The following is a 17,537-nucleotide window of genomic DNA, read 5'->3' on the forward strand; positions in this document are numbered from 1 at the left end:
CAGCCCGGTTTACATCATGAATAAACCTAAAATATTTATCACACGCAAATGGCCTGATGCTATCGAGGCTAAATTAAAACAACGCTATGACGTCACACTTAACCTAGCTGACCGCCCACTTAGTGCCGAGGAGTTTAAAACGGCTTTACAAGAATATGATGCCGTCTGCCCTACTGTATGTGATTCGTTTCCTGCCGAGGTATTAAATGTTGTCAATAAACGCTGTAAAATCCTGGCTAATTTTGGTGTGGGTTTTAACCATATAAATACGCCTGTCGCTAAACAGCAAAACATAGCAATCACCAATACTCCTGACGTTTTAACACATAGCACAGCTGATATAGCGATGACTTTATTGCTAATGTCTGCCCGCCGTGGCGCTGAAGGAGACAGACTAGTACGCAATAAACAATGGCAAGGCTGGAGCCCAACACATATGTTAAGTAGCAATGTTACCGGCGCCACTCTGGGGCTGATCGGCTTTGGCAGAATTGCTCAGGCTATGGCTAGAAAAGCGCATCATGGCTTTGATATGAACATACTTTATTTCAAACCCAGCCCCGCAGAAGAATATGTTATTGATGATCTACAAGCCACTCGTTGTGAGACGATTGAAGAACTACTACAAAAAGCTGATTTTGTGTCTTTACATTGCCCGGGGGGTGATGCAACCAGACATTTGATTAATGCAGATAGATTAAACTATATGCAACCCTCAGCACACCTTATTAATACAGCTAGGGGAGATGTTATTGATACCCAGGCTTTAATTAATGCGTTGAAAAATAAACAAATAGCTGGCGCTGGGCTAGACGTATATGAGGCTGAGCCAAATGTGCCTGACGAATTATTAGCATTGGATAATGTCTCCCTATTACCTCATCTGGGTAGCGCTACGCTCGCCACTAGAATAGCCATGGGTGAAAAAGTTTTAAGTAATCTAGATGCTCATTTTTCGGGCAAGCCCTTACCTAACGAATAAGGTTAGATTGTGATCGCGAAGCGAGCCACAATCTGAACCGTTTGTTGGACAAGCCCGGCACGATAGTAGGAATTCATTTAATGCGCTCTATGAAAATAGCTTTTTGTTGATCAGCCCGACTGATGAATCGAACCTCTGTTTTTACCTGTTTAACTGAACTTTGAGCGTTGTCCATTGCAGTCAACTCTCAAAGTCCAAGTATCGGAGCAAAATTCTGCCTTAATCTCCGATTTTAGCCCAAGCAACTCCCTCAGCATTTAATCCGCTGATAGCCTGGGTCGAAGTGTTTAAATTTACATAAGCGCTAGTGATTCCAATTGTTAAGTTGGCAAAGGCTGAAACATTATTTCCACCCTGGGTATTTGCCGACGCCCAACAACCATCGCCCCGCCACAACATTTGCAACTGAATGCCGGCCGTACTTTGAGTGCACGCAATATCTTCGTCGGGTCAAACTTTAGCAGGGAGTGAATCAACTTAATAACACCCTTGCTATTCGGATGTAAAAAGCCATAATTGCGCGCACGACGAAAGCCTTTAGGCAAAACATGTTGCAGCACCAGCCACAGAAATTTAGCCCCCGATACCGTTTTGGTTTGATAGCGTTTGGTTTTGCTGTCTTGATAACGGTAGGTTACTTTGCCATTTTGGCAGGATAAGATATCCTGTTCACGAATCACACCACGATACAGGTATCGACCCAGATATATCAATGCTTTATCGCCTGCACCGACAAACTTACAATCGACCACCCATTTTTCCGGAATAGCTGTGGGAAATGGCAACTTTTCTTCGTTCATACGCGCTAGCATCTTTGCACGAAATACTTTTGCTAGTGCTTTATGATGAAACAGGTATTTGCCTTCCTTAGTGCGCCAGAGCTTCTTGATTTTATCCACGATTGCCGCAGGCATAATGACATGAATATGCGGATGATAATTTAATTCGCGTGAGTGTGTATGTAAGACAGCAATCGCCCCGGCATCGCCTTGCAACTGCTTATCATTTTTACTAAAACTCTGTAAAGTCGCCCAGGCACAGTCAAACATCATACTGTAAAGTAACCGCGGATGCTGCCTGGCTAACGACCTTAACTGCGCAGGTAAGGTAAAGGTATTCATAAAATAATCAGCAGGGACTTGTTTTTGTACCTGTCGTTCAATCCATTGTTGACTCTCATGATGTTGACAATGCGGGCAGTTACGCTGGCCACAGGAATGAGGCACAAAGGTTTGATAGTCACAGTCTGCACAGTTAACCTGCATCACAGGACTCAGCTGTGTCCGACAGCTCTTCATGGCATGTAATGCACTGATCTGATTGGAGCGTAAACGAGATTGATACTCGCTTAAAAAGTCAGACTGAAATTGATCAATCACTGCAGCTAGGGTTATCATGAAATCTGCCCCCAGTGAATAGAAAAGTCATTGACTAACTGATTAATGTGCAGCTCTGCATTCTCATCGGTAATATCGGTCAAATGCGTATAGCGAGCCGTGGTTACTAAACTGGTATGGCCCAGAATCTTCTGCAACTCAACTAAATCAACCCCGGCTTCTAACAGGTGAGTGGCGTAACTGTGGCGCAGCGAGTGGCAGGAAATCTTTTTTTTAGTCCCATTTCTTGCGTCACAAGACGGATTGTCTTCTGGATGCCACCGCGATCAAGGGGGGATTCAGCAAGATGTGCACCTTTTAGACCCCGGGCACGGTTGGGAAATACCAGCACTGGATTTTTATGCACAGCCCAAAACTTACGCAACACCTTCAAGGTATTCACAGGCAAAGGCACAAGCCGATCCTTATTGCCTTTGGCATTGCGAATATGTACCCGCATGCGTGTCGCATCAATATCACCTACTTTCAGGCTTAAGCCCTCGCCCAAACGTAAACCTAGACTGTAAATCGTAAAATAAAAAACTCGATAGCTTAGATTACGGGTCGACATAAACAGTTGTTGTGCTTCAACCACAGTGACAATATCGGGTATACGCGTACATCGTGGTGGTTTAATCATTAGCACATCAACCCACGGCTTTTGTAGCACATGTGTATAGAAAAACTTGAGACCATAGAGATCTAGTTTCACGGCACTCCAGGAAAGGCGGCTTAAAAGAGCATGAAAATAATCCACCAGTTGATCTTGCGTTAAGTTATCCAGATGCCCCTGAAAGTGTTCCCCGATACGGCGAATAGCGCGTGAATAAGCGTCAATGGTTTTGGGTTGCAGTCCCTTAAGCTTTAAATGCTTACAGTGCTGGATATAATAATGGTTGAATTTAAGCTCTATCGATGGTGTCATAACAGTGTAACCTCATTATTGTTAGTTGGATGAGCTTACAAGTTACCTGTTATGCATATAACAGGCAATGAGGTTACACTTTAAATTTAAGGGATGCGCTGTTTTTCTCCGCGATAGCGGCTTCGTCCAACCAAGTCATTTAAAGAACATGAGTTTAAACAGTTACCAAAACGTAGATAGAGAAGAGCTCGTAAAAGACCTCAATGAAATACATCAAGAGGTACTAGCCCGTGTAGGCGAGCAAGACTTTAAGCATTTGAAAAAAATGGAACGCTGGGGACGACTCTGCTCTCTGTTGGGTTATGGCACTGCATGGATCTTCCCCAACCCGATCTCAGCTTTATTGATCAGCCAGGGCAGTTTCACGCGCTGGACTCAAATGACCCACCCTATCGTGCATAAAGGCTATGACAAAATTGCCAATATTCCTGAGAAATATACCAGTCGAAAATTTGCTCAGGGCTGGCGGCGCTTTAAAGACTGGCCCGACTGGATTACACCAGCAGGCTGGCATCAGGAACATGATGTATTACATCACTATAATCTCGGCGAAAAACTTGACCCTGACCATTTGCAACATAATATGGAATGGCTTAGACAATCCAAAGCGCCTATGGGATTACGTTATGTTATTGTTGCTGTGTTTACTTCTGTGTGGAAAATACTCTATTACACCCCTAGGACACATAAAGAGTTATGCATTAGTCAAGCCAGACAGCAAAGAGAAATTTTACCGGAAATGACCCGATCAGGCGCCTGGAGTCCCTATACCAAACAGGGGCGTGCATTATGGCTGGAAAGTATTTTGCCCTATGTAGGCTTTCGCTTTATCTTGCTGCCCTTATTGTTTTTACCATTGGGCACTTTTGCTGCTGGTAGCGTTTTAATCACTTCTATTCTGGCAGAAGTGCTTACCAATATGCATTCTTTTCTGGTCATCGTACCCAATCATGCAGGTGATGATGTAATGATGTTTGAAGATAAAGGTAAAGGCCGGGGGGAATTTTTTCTGCGCCAAATTCTTGGTTCGGTCAATTACCCGACAGGATCAGATTTTAATGACTTTTTTTACGGCTGGTTAAATTATCAGATAGAACATCATTTATGGCCAGATATTCCACTAAACCAATATCAATTTGTACAACCCAAAGTAGTCGCCGTGTGTAAAAAACATGGCATACCCTACCGACAGGATTCGGTATTTAAAAGGTTAAAAAAAGCAGTTGATATTATGGTGGGACGTACTTCAATGCTGAAACCCGTTAGTGAACCAACGAGGTAGCAATAGTTAGTTGTTAAAATCGGAATAACTAAGCTATTGTAGCTCACTACAAGCCCTTATGGAACATACGCAATACAGAGCGTTTATCATCTCTCCTAGTATTGCGTAAATTTCATACGGGCTACACTGTCAGATAATTGATTGCTACGAACCTAGAAAAATCAGTTGAGCGCGAATTTATAGTGCAAGATATTGAATCAATATAATACTTGCAAAAAACTTTAGCTTCACCCATAGCTTAAGCGGACATTTTTTGCAAGTGCGATGAAATCAAGAGCTTGTGCTAGAAAACGTGAGCAACTGATTTTTCTAGGATAAATTAAAAGCCGCGCTTAACAATCTTGCACTGCACTTTTACATTCTCCATATAGCAGCGGTATTTTTCCTTGCCCTCGTACTCACCCTCACAGGCGTCACAAGCCAATTTACCATTATCCAGGACTTTATCCCTGCCCCAGCCATAAGCAATAGTCTGGCACATGATCTTGGTGTATTTCCTAAAGCGATAACTACCTGGAATAGTTTGTTTTTCTGCTTTGGCCTTGTCTTTACAACCCGCTGTCGCTTTCAGATCTCCGGTAACAATTCTCGTTTCCCAGTCACCTTCACGACCTTCGCTGGCTGCAAATGATTGACCAGAAAAAGCAAATAGCATAGCAAATAAAACAAGTACATTAAACTTCATAGTTCCACCTCTTTTCATTATTATTTTTAAGCTTATTATATTACCATTCTAATTAGGGAGATGGAAAGAAATAATCATCCAGAACAACCAGGAGAAATGGTCAAAAACCATTTCTCCAACGATGGCATTCGGTCAACAAACTGATAATACGTCTTCATTGCTTTTTTACCTACCTTTACTCCTGTTTCATATATTTTTTCTGTTAATTTAACAATAGGTGCTTTGCCATTGTAGGTCATACTTTTGGCAAATTTTAAAGTTGTTTCAACTGTATCCATTATGTCGCCACTAATATGATTTTCATAGGCTCCCCATACTCGTTCAATTGGGTTATATTTACTATGATAAGGAGGGTAGTAGGCCAGTTTTATCTTTATGTTGCTTTTTTCAGCAAACTCCACAAGCCTTTTTATAAACTGAGTTCTGGAGCTACTGTTCTCCATACCATTGTCAGCGTTAATTGTCAGAATATCTACTCCATATTTTTCTTGAATTTCTGGCCAAATTTCTTCCAATCGGTCAACGATGAAATCACTGCTGGCATAGCCTGCTGTAAAGAAAAGGAAAAAATCATCATGTTCAGGCAGATAAAAACCAAAAGGAGTTAACTTTTCCTTAACATCTAAATCATGATCCTCTGCTTTTGTTAAAACCCGATTTCGTCCTCCCCGTGAAAAATTTCCTATATTCATTCTTGCTTTGGCATCAATTGATATACGAATCTCTTTTGGGTTGATATCTGCCATTCCATTGACTGAATGAACTTGTTCAAAAATTGCATCCGTTTCCTTGATTTTCTTATGAGGCTTTGTTTTTTGTACCTTTTTTGGATGGTAACTCAGGTCATTTAATTTTGTATTGATAGTTTTTGAGCAAGGTAATGTTTTTTCATCGTAATAATCAATCTCCAGTAAACGTTTTCTAACTTCTTTAGCCGTTAGCCGGGTATATAATCGACAGGAATTAAAAGAGGGATCCGTTTGACACTCCGGTTCAGCAATTTTTTTTATGTCATCAAGTAGATGAGGAAAATGCTCTTCACTTTTATTACGCCCTCTCGCTGAAAAATTATCTTCTATGGGCTGAGTTTCAAGTTCATATTGTCCTTTTCGGATAGTGCCTCTATTCCATCCTAGTTTTTCTTCAGCAATACTTGCACCACCTGAGCCTAGTAGCTCCACCGTTTCAGCCATGAATATACGACGTACCGAGCCTTTGGGAGCAGGGCGAGTTATTTATAATCCAATATAATGCTATCTGTTAATCGTCATCAACAAGTCAGGATCTGCCTAGTGTGAGAATAAATTCAGAATGACAGGACCTATTGTCACAAGCTTTGGGATACGGAGATATGACTTCTTTCCATCTTTAGGGAGATGGAAAGAAATAATCATCCAGAACAACCAGGAGAAATGGTCAAAAACCATTTCTCCAACGATGGCATTCGGTCAACAAACTGATAATACGTCTTCATTGCTTTTTTACCTACCTTTACTCCTGTTTCATATATTTTTTCTGTTAATTTAACAATAGGTGCTTTGCCATTGTAGGTCATACTTTTGGCAAATTTTAAAGTTGTTTCAACTGTATCCATTATGTCGCCACTAATATGATTTTCATAGGCTCCCCATACTCGTTCAATTGGGTTATATTTACTATGATAAGGAGGGTAGTAGGCCAGTTTTATCTTTATGTTGCTTTTTTCAGCAAACTCCACAAGCCTTTTTATAAACTGAGTTCTGGAGCTACTGTTCTCCATACCATTGTCAGCGTTAATTGTCAGAATATCTACTCCATATTTTTCTTGAATTTCTGGCCAAATTTCTTCCAATCGGTCAACGATGAAATCACTGCTGGCATAGCCTGCTGTAAAGAAAAGGAAAAAATCATCATGTTCAGGCAGATAAAAACCAAAAGGAGTTAACTTTTCCTTAACATCTAAATCATGATCCTCTGCTTTTGTTAAAACCCGATTTCGTCCTCCCCGTGAAAAATTTCCTATATTCATTCTTGCTTTGGCATCAATTGATATACGAATCTCTTTTGGGTTGATATCTGCCATTCCATTGACTGAATGAACTTGTTCAAAAATTGCATCCGTTTCCTTGATTTTCTTATGAGGCTTTGTTTTTTGTACCTTTTTTGGATGGTAACTCAGGTCATTTAATTTTGTATTGATAGTTTTTGAGCAAGGTAATGTTTTTTCATCGTAATAATCAATCTCCAGTAAACGTTTTCTAACTTCTTTAGCCGTTAGCCGGGTATATAATCGACAGGAATTAAAAGAGGGATCCGTTTGACACTCCGGTTCAGCAATTTTTTTTATGTCATCAAGTAGATGAGGAAAATGCTCTTCACTTTTATTACGCCCTCTCGCTGAAAAATTATCTTCTATGGGCTGAGTTTCAAGTTCATATTGTCCTTTTCGGATAGTGCCTCTATTCCATCCTAGTTTTTCTTCAGCAATACTTGCACCACCTGAGCCTAGTAGCTCCACCGTTTCAGCCATGAATATACGACGTACCGAGCCTTTTAAACGATGGGCTGTATTTATAATCCAACCTATAATGCTATCTGTTAATATCAACAAGCTTATCTGCCTAGTGTGAGAATAAATTCAGAATTCATTATTATAAATTATTGAGACACAAGCTTACTTCGTTTGGATGATTATTTCTTTCCATCTCCCTTATCTGCCTAGTGTGAGAATAAATTCAGAATTCATTATTATAAATTATTGAGACACAAGCTTACTTCGTTTGGATGATTATTTCTTTCCATCTCCCTTAAGAGAATGGAATATGCAGAAGCATTAATATTTAACTAAATTCAGCTCATAAATGGAAGCGTTTATGGTCTCAGCTAAGCTACAATTGCAATCGCTATTAAAACTATCTCCGCCTGGGAATCAAAATACAACTCACCGTTTAACCAGAAAAATCAGTTGAGCTCGAATTTATAGTGCAAGATATTGAATTAATACCTAAATCCTGCAAGCATTATACATAATAATCCACAAAACTCCTTATTAAACAATGATATAATATCATTTTCCTGATTTCACTATCTCATTGTTTTAATGAAGCCCTCTAAAGTATCAAAATCCTCATCTCACGTAAGAAACCGTACCCGAACGGTAAAAATGACATCTACAGCACATGGATTGACAAGCCAGGCGGGACTGATTCCCGTCGTGAAATATTTAGACAGGATAGGTTTTGAAAAAACCGTAAAACAAAGCGTTCCACATCGGCGGGGTGAAAATGCAGACCATCACTTATCTGATGTGGTTCTATTGACGTTGGTTGGCATGATGGGGGGAGCAACATCAATGGCAAAGGTGACGACCGTATGGGCAGATAGCGTACTGCGCAAAGTAGCTGGCTGGATAAAGATTCCTGTTGAAACCACAATTTTACGGATCTTTAAAGAAGTAAGTGATAGGCAGATAAGCCAGTTTGAAACGCTCACGCATACTTTGCGTGGTCAACACTGGCGGCGATTGCTTCGTTCCGGAAAATCGAAAACTGGCATACAATCCGTCCAGTGGGTCGATGTCGATTCAACTGTGGACACCGTTTGTGGTCGACAAGAAGGAAGTGCCAAAGGCTTCAACCCCAAAAAGAAAGGTGCCCGTTCATACCATCCACAACTCGCTTTTCTAGCGGAAACAAAAGAAATTTTACAAGCCTGGTTCCGGACAGGCAATGCCTTTACAAGCAATGGTGTTGTAGAATTTACCAAACAGTTACTTGCACACTTGCCCAATCGGATGCGCATTATTTTTCGCGGTGACAGTGGTTATTTTGTCGGTGATTTGCTTGAATTTCTCGATACCAGAGGGCATGGGTATCTAATAAAGGTTAAACTTAAGAATTTGAACGCATTGCTGGCCAAACAGGCCTGGACAGCCATACAAGGCCGACCCGGTTGGGAGCAGAGCGAGTTTCAATATCGTTGTGGTGGCTGGTCTCGCTCTCGTCAGTTTGTCGCGGTCAGGATAAAGCAACCTAAACAAGTGACAGGACCTCAGTCCGAGCTTTGGGATACGGCAGAATATGACTATTTTTGTTATGTAACAACTGAACCTCTATCGCCTTGGCAAACACATAAGAAGTATGGTGAACGAGCGACGTGCGAAACATGGATTGAAGAAGCAAAATCACAAATGGGTTTAGGTAAAATCAGAACGAATCAATTTCTGGCTAATGCCGCATTATTTCATTGCGCCGTTCTTGCCTACAATACCGTGCGCTGGATGGCTCAATTGAGTGGCAACAAAACGTTGTGCCAATGGGAGCCGGATACACTTCGTACTTATCTGATTCGGGTGGCTGGAAAATTACTCACAGGCAATAATCAGCTGAGAGTCAGAACACCTGCAGATCCGCTCTATCCACAGGAATGGGATGATTGGGTTAAGGTGGGGTTACTCGCTTAACATTAACCGAAGTTAAGTCACTTTGATTAAAAGGTCATGGCACGTTGGCAGGGTGTTTATTGCCTTGGGCTCGGGGGATATCCATACGATACAAAAAATTTCCTCTATTTATGATTTAAATCTGGATATTTTGATCGGTTGGACAAAGAGGGCTGGCAAAGCGGCAGTAAAAACCTAATAACCACTTAGCTAGACAGGTTAATGAGAGTCAAAATATGGGCTTGCAGGATTTAGGTAATATAATACTTTCAAAAAATTTTAGCTTCACCCATAGATTAAGCGGACATTTTTTGGAAGTACGGTGGAATCAAGAGCTTGTGCTAGAAAACGTGAGCAACTGATTTTTCTGGTTTAACTAGCAACTTATATTTTTCTTCCACCTAAGGAACGTGCACGAAATAACATTTCCTCTGAAAAGTAATTCCGCAATACTACTCTCAGCTGGCCAGCGCCAACTCATGCTCATCTAGCTGCAATGTTTGACAGCCCGAATGATAATAGGCTTGATTGCAAACTAGTTCTTTTTCCGTGTGGATTAAATGCATAATCTCTGGGCTCAGCTCAGCTCCCATACCTAGGTATTTCTCATCATTTGAGACTTTTCTAAGCTGAAAACTTTGTAAATATTGACTTACAAGCATATTGATTCTCAATTATAAAAAAGAACATTATGCATTAGTTATGTTAAAAAAATATGACAATCGCACTGCTACGCAATTTTCCAGCTTATACTCATATTAAAGACTCTTTGTCTCCCAAATGAGACCAATTTTATCTGCAATGAACAGCCCTATAAGAGCGCTTTGCAAAAGGCATGCTTATAAACCTAAAAACCTCAGTTGAACGCTAAAAAACACTCTAAGCATTTGAATATAAAACATAATGACCGTAACAACTTATCACCTGCAGGTTGAATAGACTCCGCTTCACGGTTTTGTGAATAAATCTGAGCGCGAAATACTGCGTTACAGCTATTGCCAAGGGCTACGGCCATTGCCTGCTAGCTGTGCCTTGTCTTTCGCACTCAGATTTTCCACAAAATCCCTGCTCAACTGCGGTTTCTAGGATAAATCATACTGCGCTGTAACTGTAACTTGAGACTATTTTTTTAAGCATAATGTAAATAGTCGCTACTTCACGACGCTATAAGCCTCAAAAAAATCAGTTCTAGCACAATGAATCATTTCCCTACCGAACTCAATTTCACTGACATGCTCACCGCCCCCCCCCTGAATTATTAACTTTAGCGTAAGTTTTTTTGCAAAAAAACAAAGTTGGCATCAAAACTGCTACACTAGAACTAATATTAATTGATACACGTGTGGATTTCCAGGCCAGCCAAAAACCGGGAATTAAAACAACTCTACACAGCGTGTTAATTTTTATTTACATACTTTTTACTATTTAAGGAAAATACAATGTTAAAAAAAATCATCTTCGCAAGTTTATTTATCTTTAGTACTCAAAACGTAATGGCATTTGGACTTCAGGAAATTAATGATGCTACAAACGGCGTTAATGCCGCAACTGATTCTGCTCAAGAAGCTTCTGATACTGCACAAAACGTATCTGAGCAAGCGGCAGAACTAAAAGAAAAATCTGTGACCGATATGGCCAAAGGCGTAGCGACAGAGAGCGCTACGAGTGGTGTTGATGGTGCAGTAAGCGGCGCTACGGCAGGTGGATCAATTGTTGATGGCGGTACAAAGGGTGTTATTGATGGCGCAAAATCTGGATTGAATAAATTATAATTCATTCCCTAAAACGCTAAAAGCCTGGAGGCCCATATCCAGGCTTTTTTTCATTAGGCACCTTCAGACATCTTGATTCAGACGAAACTAATTTGAGACCATTTCCTAATTTTTTGCGGATGAAGTCAGCTCATAAATTAAGCGCAGATCGGTTCCTGGATAGTTGAGTTCCGTTTGATTGAGTTGTTCAAATAACTTTTCTATTGCTTTATTACTTGCAGGTCGGGAAGTACTATGCACACGTATCCGAAGTTGTTTTTTTACTTTATCGGGTAATATATCTGCTTCTGTCACAAACAGCGTTTGTAATAGTTGCCTTGCCATCGGAAAGTCGATTGTCGGTGAGGTTAGCAGAGCGGCCATTGCTGTTTCTGCCCGATAAGCGATCATGTTGACAGTATCTATCAGCCGCTTTTTCCCTGGCAGAAGCTGTTCGAACTTATCTTCGTCTCTCAACTCTTGCCAGGTAATGTGTTTGGGCGTTTGGCTTAGTTTTTCCTTGATGGTTTTTAGTTCATTTTCATAATGCTCTATTTCTTCGAGTAATTCTGCTCGTTTTCTTTCCCATTTCTTGTATTTCACATCTTCCGTTTCATCTTTTTTAATCACCGGATGAAGTTCCATCGCTGCAAATCGAGATAGACGGTAATTGAGTTTGGATTGTATCGAATTACGCTGTCCTTCCTGTTGGCGCCTATCAGGGTTGACCACCTTTTGGGTATCGGATAGTGGCTCTATTCCATACTCCTGTAGCATATCTAGCCCATAGTGGTGCTTCATATATCTAAAAAAGTTCTCTTGGCACCACCGGCTAAACATTCGCCCAGAAACAGCCGTCAATTCTAGTTCATAGGCTGTGGTAATAATACTGGTTTGGTGACCAGAATCAGTCAACTTGCGCACTTCTCTCATCCACATCGCCTGTTTTCCAGTTCCAACCAGACTGCCTCGTTCGGCGAGTTTCATGATGACTTTTTCACCACTCGGTAGGGTGATCTCCTGACTGGAAAAATTGTCCAGTGGCCAATTTTCGGTGGGAAATTTATGATAGGTCATGCAAGCGACACGATGCTTGTCCCACATCTTTCTAAAGAATGCGGGGCTATAGCCTTCTCTATCAAACACCAGGATAAAACGACAGGCTTGTTTGTTTTGCTGTAATGCTTGTGCACTCGGTTGATTCGGAATGTCTTTGAGTAATCGGGGGACGATATCTTCTTCCAGCGTTTTTAGTAAGCCCGGATCCACCGTTTTTTCAACGACAAAGAAGGGACGCCCCGTACCATCATTAACCCAGTAGTCGGTGATACCCCGTAAGCAGAGTTTTTCGCGTGAAACATGCCGTTTGGGAAGTTTAGTCAAGTGTCCATGATAGACACGGACATGACCATCTATGTAGAGTGTTCCTGCTGCCTCTGGTTCATTTTCCATCCATTGTCGACTGAGGTCGGCCGCCCAGCTTTCGACTGATTTTGGTTCAGCCAGTCCTTTTACTTTGGATCTTAAACAACGCACTTCGGGAGCCCGATCCAGGCCAAGTAGTTTGCCGAATTCACCCGGTGCATGCTCGCGAAGTTGTTCGGCATTTTTGATGCGACATAGCCCCATAAAGGCGAGTAGCAATAGAATATGAAAGGTTTGATAGTAACCTGTCAGTTTGCCCAGGTGGCGCTCAATGTCATTTAATAAGCCATTGCCAAGTAACGCGGGCAATGCACATAACACACCGCCTTTAGGAACATCTAAACAGGATTCGAATTCGATTGAGGCTCCCTTTTCCTGCTCACCCAAAGCAGCCTGGATTCGCTCTTCTACTCGAGTGCAGGCCGTACCAAGCACATCGGCTGCATTGGCATCTATAATATCACGGGCTGATTTGGTACTGCCATCATTGGGGTCTATTGATGCGGCAGACTTTTTTTTAAACGTCCATCACTGATCGCCTTGCGAAAGGTATCTGCCCGGATGCCTAATTCTTTAGCGGCTTCGTTAGGCGTCATACCTTGATCCAGATATTCCTGAGCTTGCTGCAAAACCTCAAGCGTAAAGAGTGGTCCTCCCTTGCGAGTCGGGCGAGGTTCAAAAAACGAATCAGCCCCTTTTTCTCGTAGTTGCCTTAATGAGCGCATAACACTACTTTTAGAGACACCAAAGGTTGTAATAATATCGATTGAACGACAGGAACCGGTATTGATGAGTTGAGAGGTGTGAAGTCTAAATAATCTCTTATTGTCAGCCTGGTGAGAATAGATCGGGATACCGCCGAGGAAATAAAACCACTCATCATTTCGGTTATCAACACTGACCTGACCATTTATAATAGTCGTACCCTGAGGAATTATTGGGAGCATGAGTTGCTGCATTAATTGAATACCTCGTATGATATGAGGGCTTAGTTTAACCTAAATGAGTACCATTTTCATTTCTTTAGCTGAAAATATCAATCATTTGACAATAATTCCCTAACCCTTTAATTATATTGCCTAGTTTAAGTTTTAATGGATTTCTTTCAGGATAGCGAATCAAGATGTCTGACCTTAGTCTCTCAGATTTATATTCCTTTCCCGCTCGCTCGCAAGTCACCTGTCTCAAAAAATCGACAACCTTCTCTAGCTTTTATTAAGAATTTCATCACTTTTTGGCATCAGCTTCAACACGCATCTGCTTAAATGCTGTTGGTTTTAACTGATGTCTATCCAATAGTTTATAAAACTCAGTACGATTACGCTTAGCCAATCTTGCTGCCTGACTGACATTTCCATCAACAGATTTCAGCAGTTTAATTAAATACTCTTTTTCAAATTGGCTTTTAGCTTCTTTTAAACCTTGCATAGAGCTATTTTTTTCTTGCAGCACTCTCTCCACCAGATTAGCTGGAACGATAGGTGTTGTCGCCAATGCAGACACGTGTTCGACTACATTTTGCAATTGCCGCACATTACCCGGCCAATCATAGCTCAGCATCAACTCCATTGCCTGATTTGAAAACCCTTTGGCAACATAACTGTAGGTGCTCTCTGGATGGGTAATAAAATAATTAGCTAACAATGAAATATCTTCGCGCCGTTCAGATAACTTAGGCAAAGTTAATTTCGCAACATTCAAACGATAATACAAATCCATTCTAAAGCCACCGTCATTAGCTTTCTTTTCCAGATCATGGTGACTAGCTGAAACTATACGTACGTCAACAGAAACACTGCTATCCGAACCTACGGGTCGAATTTGACGCTCTTGCAAGGCCCGCAGCAGCTTGACCTGAAAAGCCGAGGACATATCCCCTATTTCATCCAGAAACAAAGTCCCCTTGTCTGCTGCCTGAAACAAACCTTGCCGATGTTCGAAAGCGCCTGAGAAAGCGCCTTTTTTATGCCCAAATAACTCGGATTCCAGCAGGTCTTCTGGGATAGCACTGCAGTTGACTGCAACAAAAGGTTCACTATGACGGGGACTTGCTTTATGAATAGCCTGGGCTATCAGTTCTTTACCTGTACCACTTTCACCATGAATAAACAGGCTAGCATCGCCTTGTGCCAGACGCTTGACTTCACTTAACAGATTTTCCATTAATTGACTGCGGGTCAGTATACTAGCGCGCCAATTTTCCTGTTTTTTGTACTGTGTATTTCCCGCGCTTAGGCTTAATGCTTTAGCAATTTTATCCAGCAGTTCGCTGTTATCGATCGGCTTGGTAATAAAGCCAAACACCCCTTCAGTGGTCGCTTCAACCGCTTCTTTAATCGTGCCATGAGCAGTAATAATGATAATCGGTAAGGTAGGGTAGCTTTGCTGAATCAGCTTGCACAACTGCATGCCATCCATTTCATCCATACGTAAATCAGTGATAACCAGATCTGGCTGGCACTGAGGTATAAAACTTAAGGCTTCAGCTCCACTCGCAGCTGTTTTAACATTCAGCCCTACGGCCTTTAAGCGTAATGAAAGTAGTTCCAGTAAACTGGGGTCATCATCGACTAACAGTATGTTTTGTTTATTAAATTTATTTGAAAAGCTGTTACTCATAGTTTAATTATTGATTAATACTGGTTTCAATAGCTTTAAGCGCTTCAAGTTTCTCCACTAGATCCTGATTTTCTTTCACTAGCTCGTTTACACGAGACTGTTTTCGATTTGCCGCACGCTTTAACTGACTGACACTTTTTGTTTGTTGTTCTAACTCTTTAAGCCAGTTCAAATGTACCTGTGTAAGCCATAATAATTCAGGATCAATCTTTTTTTGCGACTCTAGTGTTTCGAGAATCTGTATCGCTGCTGTGTTATCCAGACAGTGTTTATTATTGGTTGCGCTAACTTGCAATGCTAATACCCAGCCTGCACGCCAGTCGCCTTGCTGATATAAGCGGGTATATTTCGTACAGGTTTTTTGTGCTGCACGATTATATTCTGTAGCAAATTTTGCGCCATATTCAGATAGCTGCTCAATTTTTTCAGTTGTAATTTGAGGTTTTGCAGAAGAATAAAGCGCTGGGAAATTTTGACAACCCGCCAGGCCGAGCAATAAAATGCCCGGCATTAATGAATACCATTTCATATCTATAATTTTTCTGCAGTAAGATGCCTAGGTGTCAACGGCAATATAACTAAAAAATGCGCGCCACTATATTCACTATCAGACTCTAAAATCCTGACTTGACCGCGATGCGCCATAACATAATCTTTAACTAGACTGAGCCCAAGTCCTGAGCTTTTTATTTTCCAGCTTTCAGGTATGGGTTGTTTATAAAATTCGCTAAAAATATGCGCCTGGTGGTTTTTAGCAATGCCTGGACCCTGATCAGCAATTAGTATTTGTAGCTTATTATGAGTGGTCTGAAGTTCAATCTTGATTTGTCCACCCTGGGGAGAAAACTTAAGCGCATTTGAAATTAAGTTACTAATTATAATCCTCATTTTATCTCGGTCAGCAACAAAATCAATGGATTTGGCGGTAAAATCAATACTCACCTGTTTACTATCAAGCAATAGCTGGTACTCAACACAAATATGTTTAAGCAACTGGTTAAGATTGAATTTTGCATAATTCATAGTCGCCAAAGTAGATCCGGCTTTTTGATATTCGATTAAATTCTCTATCAAACTGTTTAATCGAATATTCGCTATTTGTAACAATTCGATAATTTTATGCTGCTCTGCATTTAGCTCGCCGACCACTTCATCCTGCAGCAGATCAGCTCCCTCCATAATAGTCGCTAATGGCGTTTTAAGCTCGTGGGAAATAGTCTTAATAAAAAACTGTTTACTATTATCGAGTTGATTGAGCCTTTGCCTCAACCATTCCAGCTGCTGCCCAACTTCGCGCAGATCTTTTGGTCCTTCAATATAAATCCGCTCATTCACCTGCGCGTTACCCAGCTTATGAATTGCCCTGGCAATACTCTTGATTGGCTTATTGATTAAATACAATAATAGCAAGCCCAACAAAAAAGCCAGTAGCACCGAAACCAGTGCTGAATAAGTCACCTGATTTCTCACCAATATTGCCAGCGCAGATAATGATTCTGTCTCAATATAAATCTGGCTATTACCTTTGCTTACTAAGGCTTGCGCTTCTGTACGCAATTGCACGTATTCGGTAATATCTTCCGCAGATAATTTTTCTGTTTGCAGATCCTTAATAGCTAAAATTTGATCGTAAACTCGTAGTTCATTCTGGATAAGCTTAGCTAATAATTGCTGTATCGTTCTGGGAATCTGGAACTGACTTGTACGCGCGGCAATTTCAATAAATCGCTGGTGATTGTTCTGAAAAACATTAAAAATAGCGACGTCTTCAAGAATTTGATATTGACGAATACTTCTATCCATCACTAATAAATGATTCAGTAAAGCCTCATTATTCTCTGATACGCGTACCGTTTGAAACAAGGTAGCATGACTTCGATCCGTATAATCCTGAATGCTTTTGACACTATAAATTAACGTTAAAATCAAGGGTAATGTTACTACAAAAAAAATAAGCAAGGTCCATTGATAAATGGAAACCATTTGCAACAGATTACTCACTTGCCAGCGTTTGCGTTTACGACGATCCAGTACCTGATGTTCAGCAGAAGGTGAGTTATGCGCTGGCATAA

General features: G+C 41.0%; 14 protein-coding genes and 1 pseudogene. 4 read left to right on the top strand and 11 right to left on the bottom strand.

Annotated elements, in window-relative coordinates:
* Window positions 1-16 precede the first annotated feature (16 nt).
* Window positions 17-982, top strand: a complete 966-nt coding sequence (locus ACQY3F_RS09480) for a 2-hydroxyacid dehydrogenase (RefSeq protein WP_428354604.1) — start codon at window positions 17-19, stop codon at window positions 980-982.
* A gap of 320 nt (window positions 983-1,302) precedes the next feature.
* Here ACQY3F_RS09480 and ACQY3F_RS09485 read toward each other — a convergent pair whose 3' ends face one another.
* Window positions 1,303-2,379, bottom strand: a complete 1,077-nt coding sequence (locus tag ACQY3F_RS09485) for an IS91 family transposase (RefSeq protein WP_428352924.1) — start codon at window positions 2,377-2,379, stop codon at window positions 1,303-1,305.
* Window positions 2,376-3,283 (bottom strand): annotated as a pseudogene (locus ACQY3F_RS09490) (tyrosine-type recombinase/integrase). The gene ACQY3F_RS09485 and the pseudogene ACQY3F_RS09490 overlap by 4 nt, the downstream one beginning before the upstream one ends.
* A gap of 67 nt (window positions 3,284-3,350) precedes the next feature.
* Between ACQY3F_RS09490 and ACQY3F_RS09495 the strand changes: the two are divergent.
* Window positions 3,351-4,565, top strand: a complete 1,215-nt coding sequence (locus ACQY3F_RS09495) for a fatty acid desaturase family protein (protein WP_428354605.1) — start codon at window positions 3,351-3,353, stop codon at window positions 4,563-4,565.
* 319 nt (window positions 4,566-4,884) lie between these two features.
* Here ACQY3F_RS09495 and ACQY3F_RS09500 read toward each other — a convergent pair whose 3' ends face one another.
* The 3 genes from ACQY3F_RS09500 to ACQY3F_RS09510 all read right to left on the bottom strand — a co-directional run bounded on the left by ACQY3F_RS09500 (window position 4,885) and on the right by ACQY3F_RS09510 (window position 7,837).
* Complete coding sequence (locus ACQY3F_RS09500; RefSeq protein WP_428354606.1) at window positions 4,885-5,250, bottom strand: hypothetical protein; 366 nt, start codon at window positions 5,248-5,250, stop codon at window positions 4,885-4,887.
* Between the two features lie 74 nt (window positions 5,251-5,324).
* On the bottom strand, window positions 5,325-6,485 hold the full coding sequence (locus ACQY3F_RS09505) for an ISAzo13 family transposase (RefSeq protein ID WP_428357651.1): 1,161 nt from the start codon (window positions 6,483-6,485) through the stop codon (window positions 5,325-5,327).
* Window positions 6,486-6,640: 155 nt separating this feature from the next.
* Window positions 6,641-7,837: an ISAzo13 family transposase gene (locus ACQY3F_RS09510; protein WP_428352931.1), complete on the bottom strand. Its 1,197-nt coding sequence runs from the start codon at window positions 7,835-7,837 to the stop codon at window positions 6,641-6,643.
* 492 nt (window positions 7,838-8,329) lie between these two features.
* On the opposite strand from ACQY3F_RS09510, the gene ACQY3F_RS09515 reads away from it, so the two are divergent.
* Window positions 8,330-9,691 carry an IS1380 family transposase gene (locus tag ACQY3F_RS09515; protein WP_428352972.1) on the top strand — a complete coding sequence of 454 codons (1,362 nt, stop codon included), beginning with the start codon at window positions 8,330-8,332 and terminating at the stop codon, window positions 9,689-9,691.
* Between the two features lie 437 nt (window positions 9,692-10,128).
* Here the strand turns inward: ACQY3F_RS09515 and ACQY3F_RS09520 are convergent, their stop codons facing one another.
* The gene (locus ACQY3F_RS09520) at window positions 10,129-10,332 is read right to left on the bottom strand and encodes a hypothetical protein (RefSeq protein ID WP_428354607.1); all 204 of its coding nucleotides are present in this window, start codon (window positions 10,330-10,332) and stop codon (window positions 10,129-10,131) included.
* A gap of 777 nt (window positions 10,333-11,109) precedes the next feature.
* On the opposite strand from ACQY3F_RS09520, the gene ACQY3F_RS09525 reads away from it, so the two are divergent.
* Window positions 11,110-11,442, top strand: coding sequence for a hypothetical protein (locus ACQY3F_RS09525; RefSeq protein ID WP_428354608.1), 333 nt, complete (start codon window positions 11,110-11,112; stop codon window positions 11,440-11,442).
* Between the two features lie 105 nt (window positions 11,443-11,547).
* Here the strand turns inward: ACQY3F_RS09525 and ACQY3F_RS09530 are convergent, their stop codons facing one another.
* From ACQY3F_RS09530 to ACQY3F_RS09550, 5 genes are all read right to left on the bottom strand, one after another.
* Window positions 11,548-13,281, bottom strand: a complete 1,734-nt coding sequence (locus ACQY3F_RS09530; RefSeq protein ID WP_428354458.1) for a putative transposase — start codon at window positions 13,279-13,281, stop codon at window positions 11,548-11,550.
* Window positions 13,282-13,340: 59 nt separating this feature from the next.
* Complete coding sequence (locus tag ACQY3F_RS09535) at window positions 13,341-13,805, bottom strand: hypothetical protein (protein WP_428353027.1); 465 nt, start codon at window positions 13,803-13,805, stop codon at window positions 13,341-13,343.
* A 268-nt stretch (window positions 13,806-14,073) separates the two neighbouring features.
* The gene (locus ACQY3F_RS09540; protein ID WP_428354609.1) at window positions 14,074-15,465 is read right to left on the bottom strand and encodes a sigma 54-interacting transcriptional regulator; all 1,392 of its coding nucleotides are present in this window, start codon (window positions 15,463-15,465) and stop codon (window positions 14,074-14,076) included.
* Between the two features lie 7 nt (window positions 15,466-15,472).
* Window positions 15,473-15,994, bottom strand: a complete 522-nt coding sequence (locus ACQY3F_RS09545; RefSeq protein ID WP_428354610.1) for a hypothetical protein — start codon at window positions 15,992-15,994, stop codon at window positions 15,473-15,475.
* 2 nt (window positions 15,995-15,996) lie between these two features.
* Complete coding sequence (locus ACQY3F_RS09550) at window positions 15,997-17,535, bottom strand: sensor histidine kinase (protein WP_428354611.1); 1,539 nt, start codon at window positions 17,533-17,535, stop codon at window positions 15,997-15,999.
* Window positions 17,536-17,537 lie beyond the last annotated feature (2 nt).

It is taken from the genome of Methyloprofundus sp. (assembly GCF_965251085.1).
Classification (GTDB): Bacteria; Pseudomonadota; Gammaproteobacteria; order Methylococcales; family Methylomonadaceae; genus Methyloprofundus.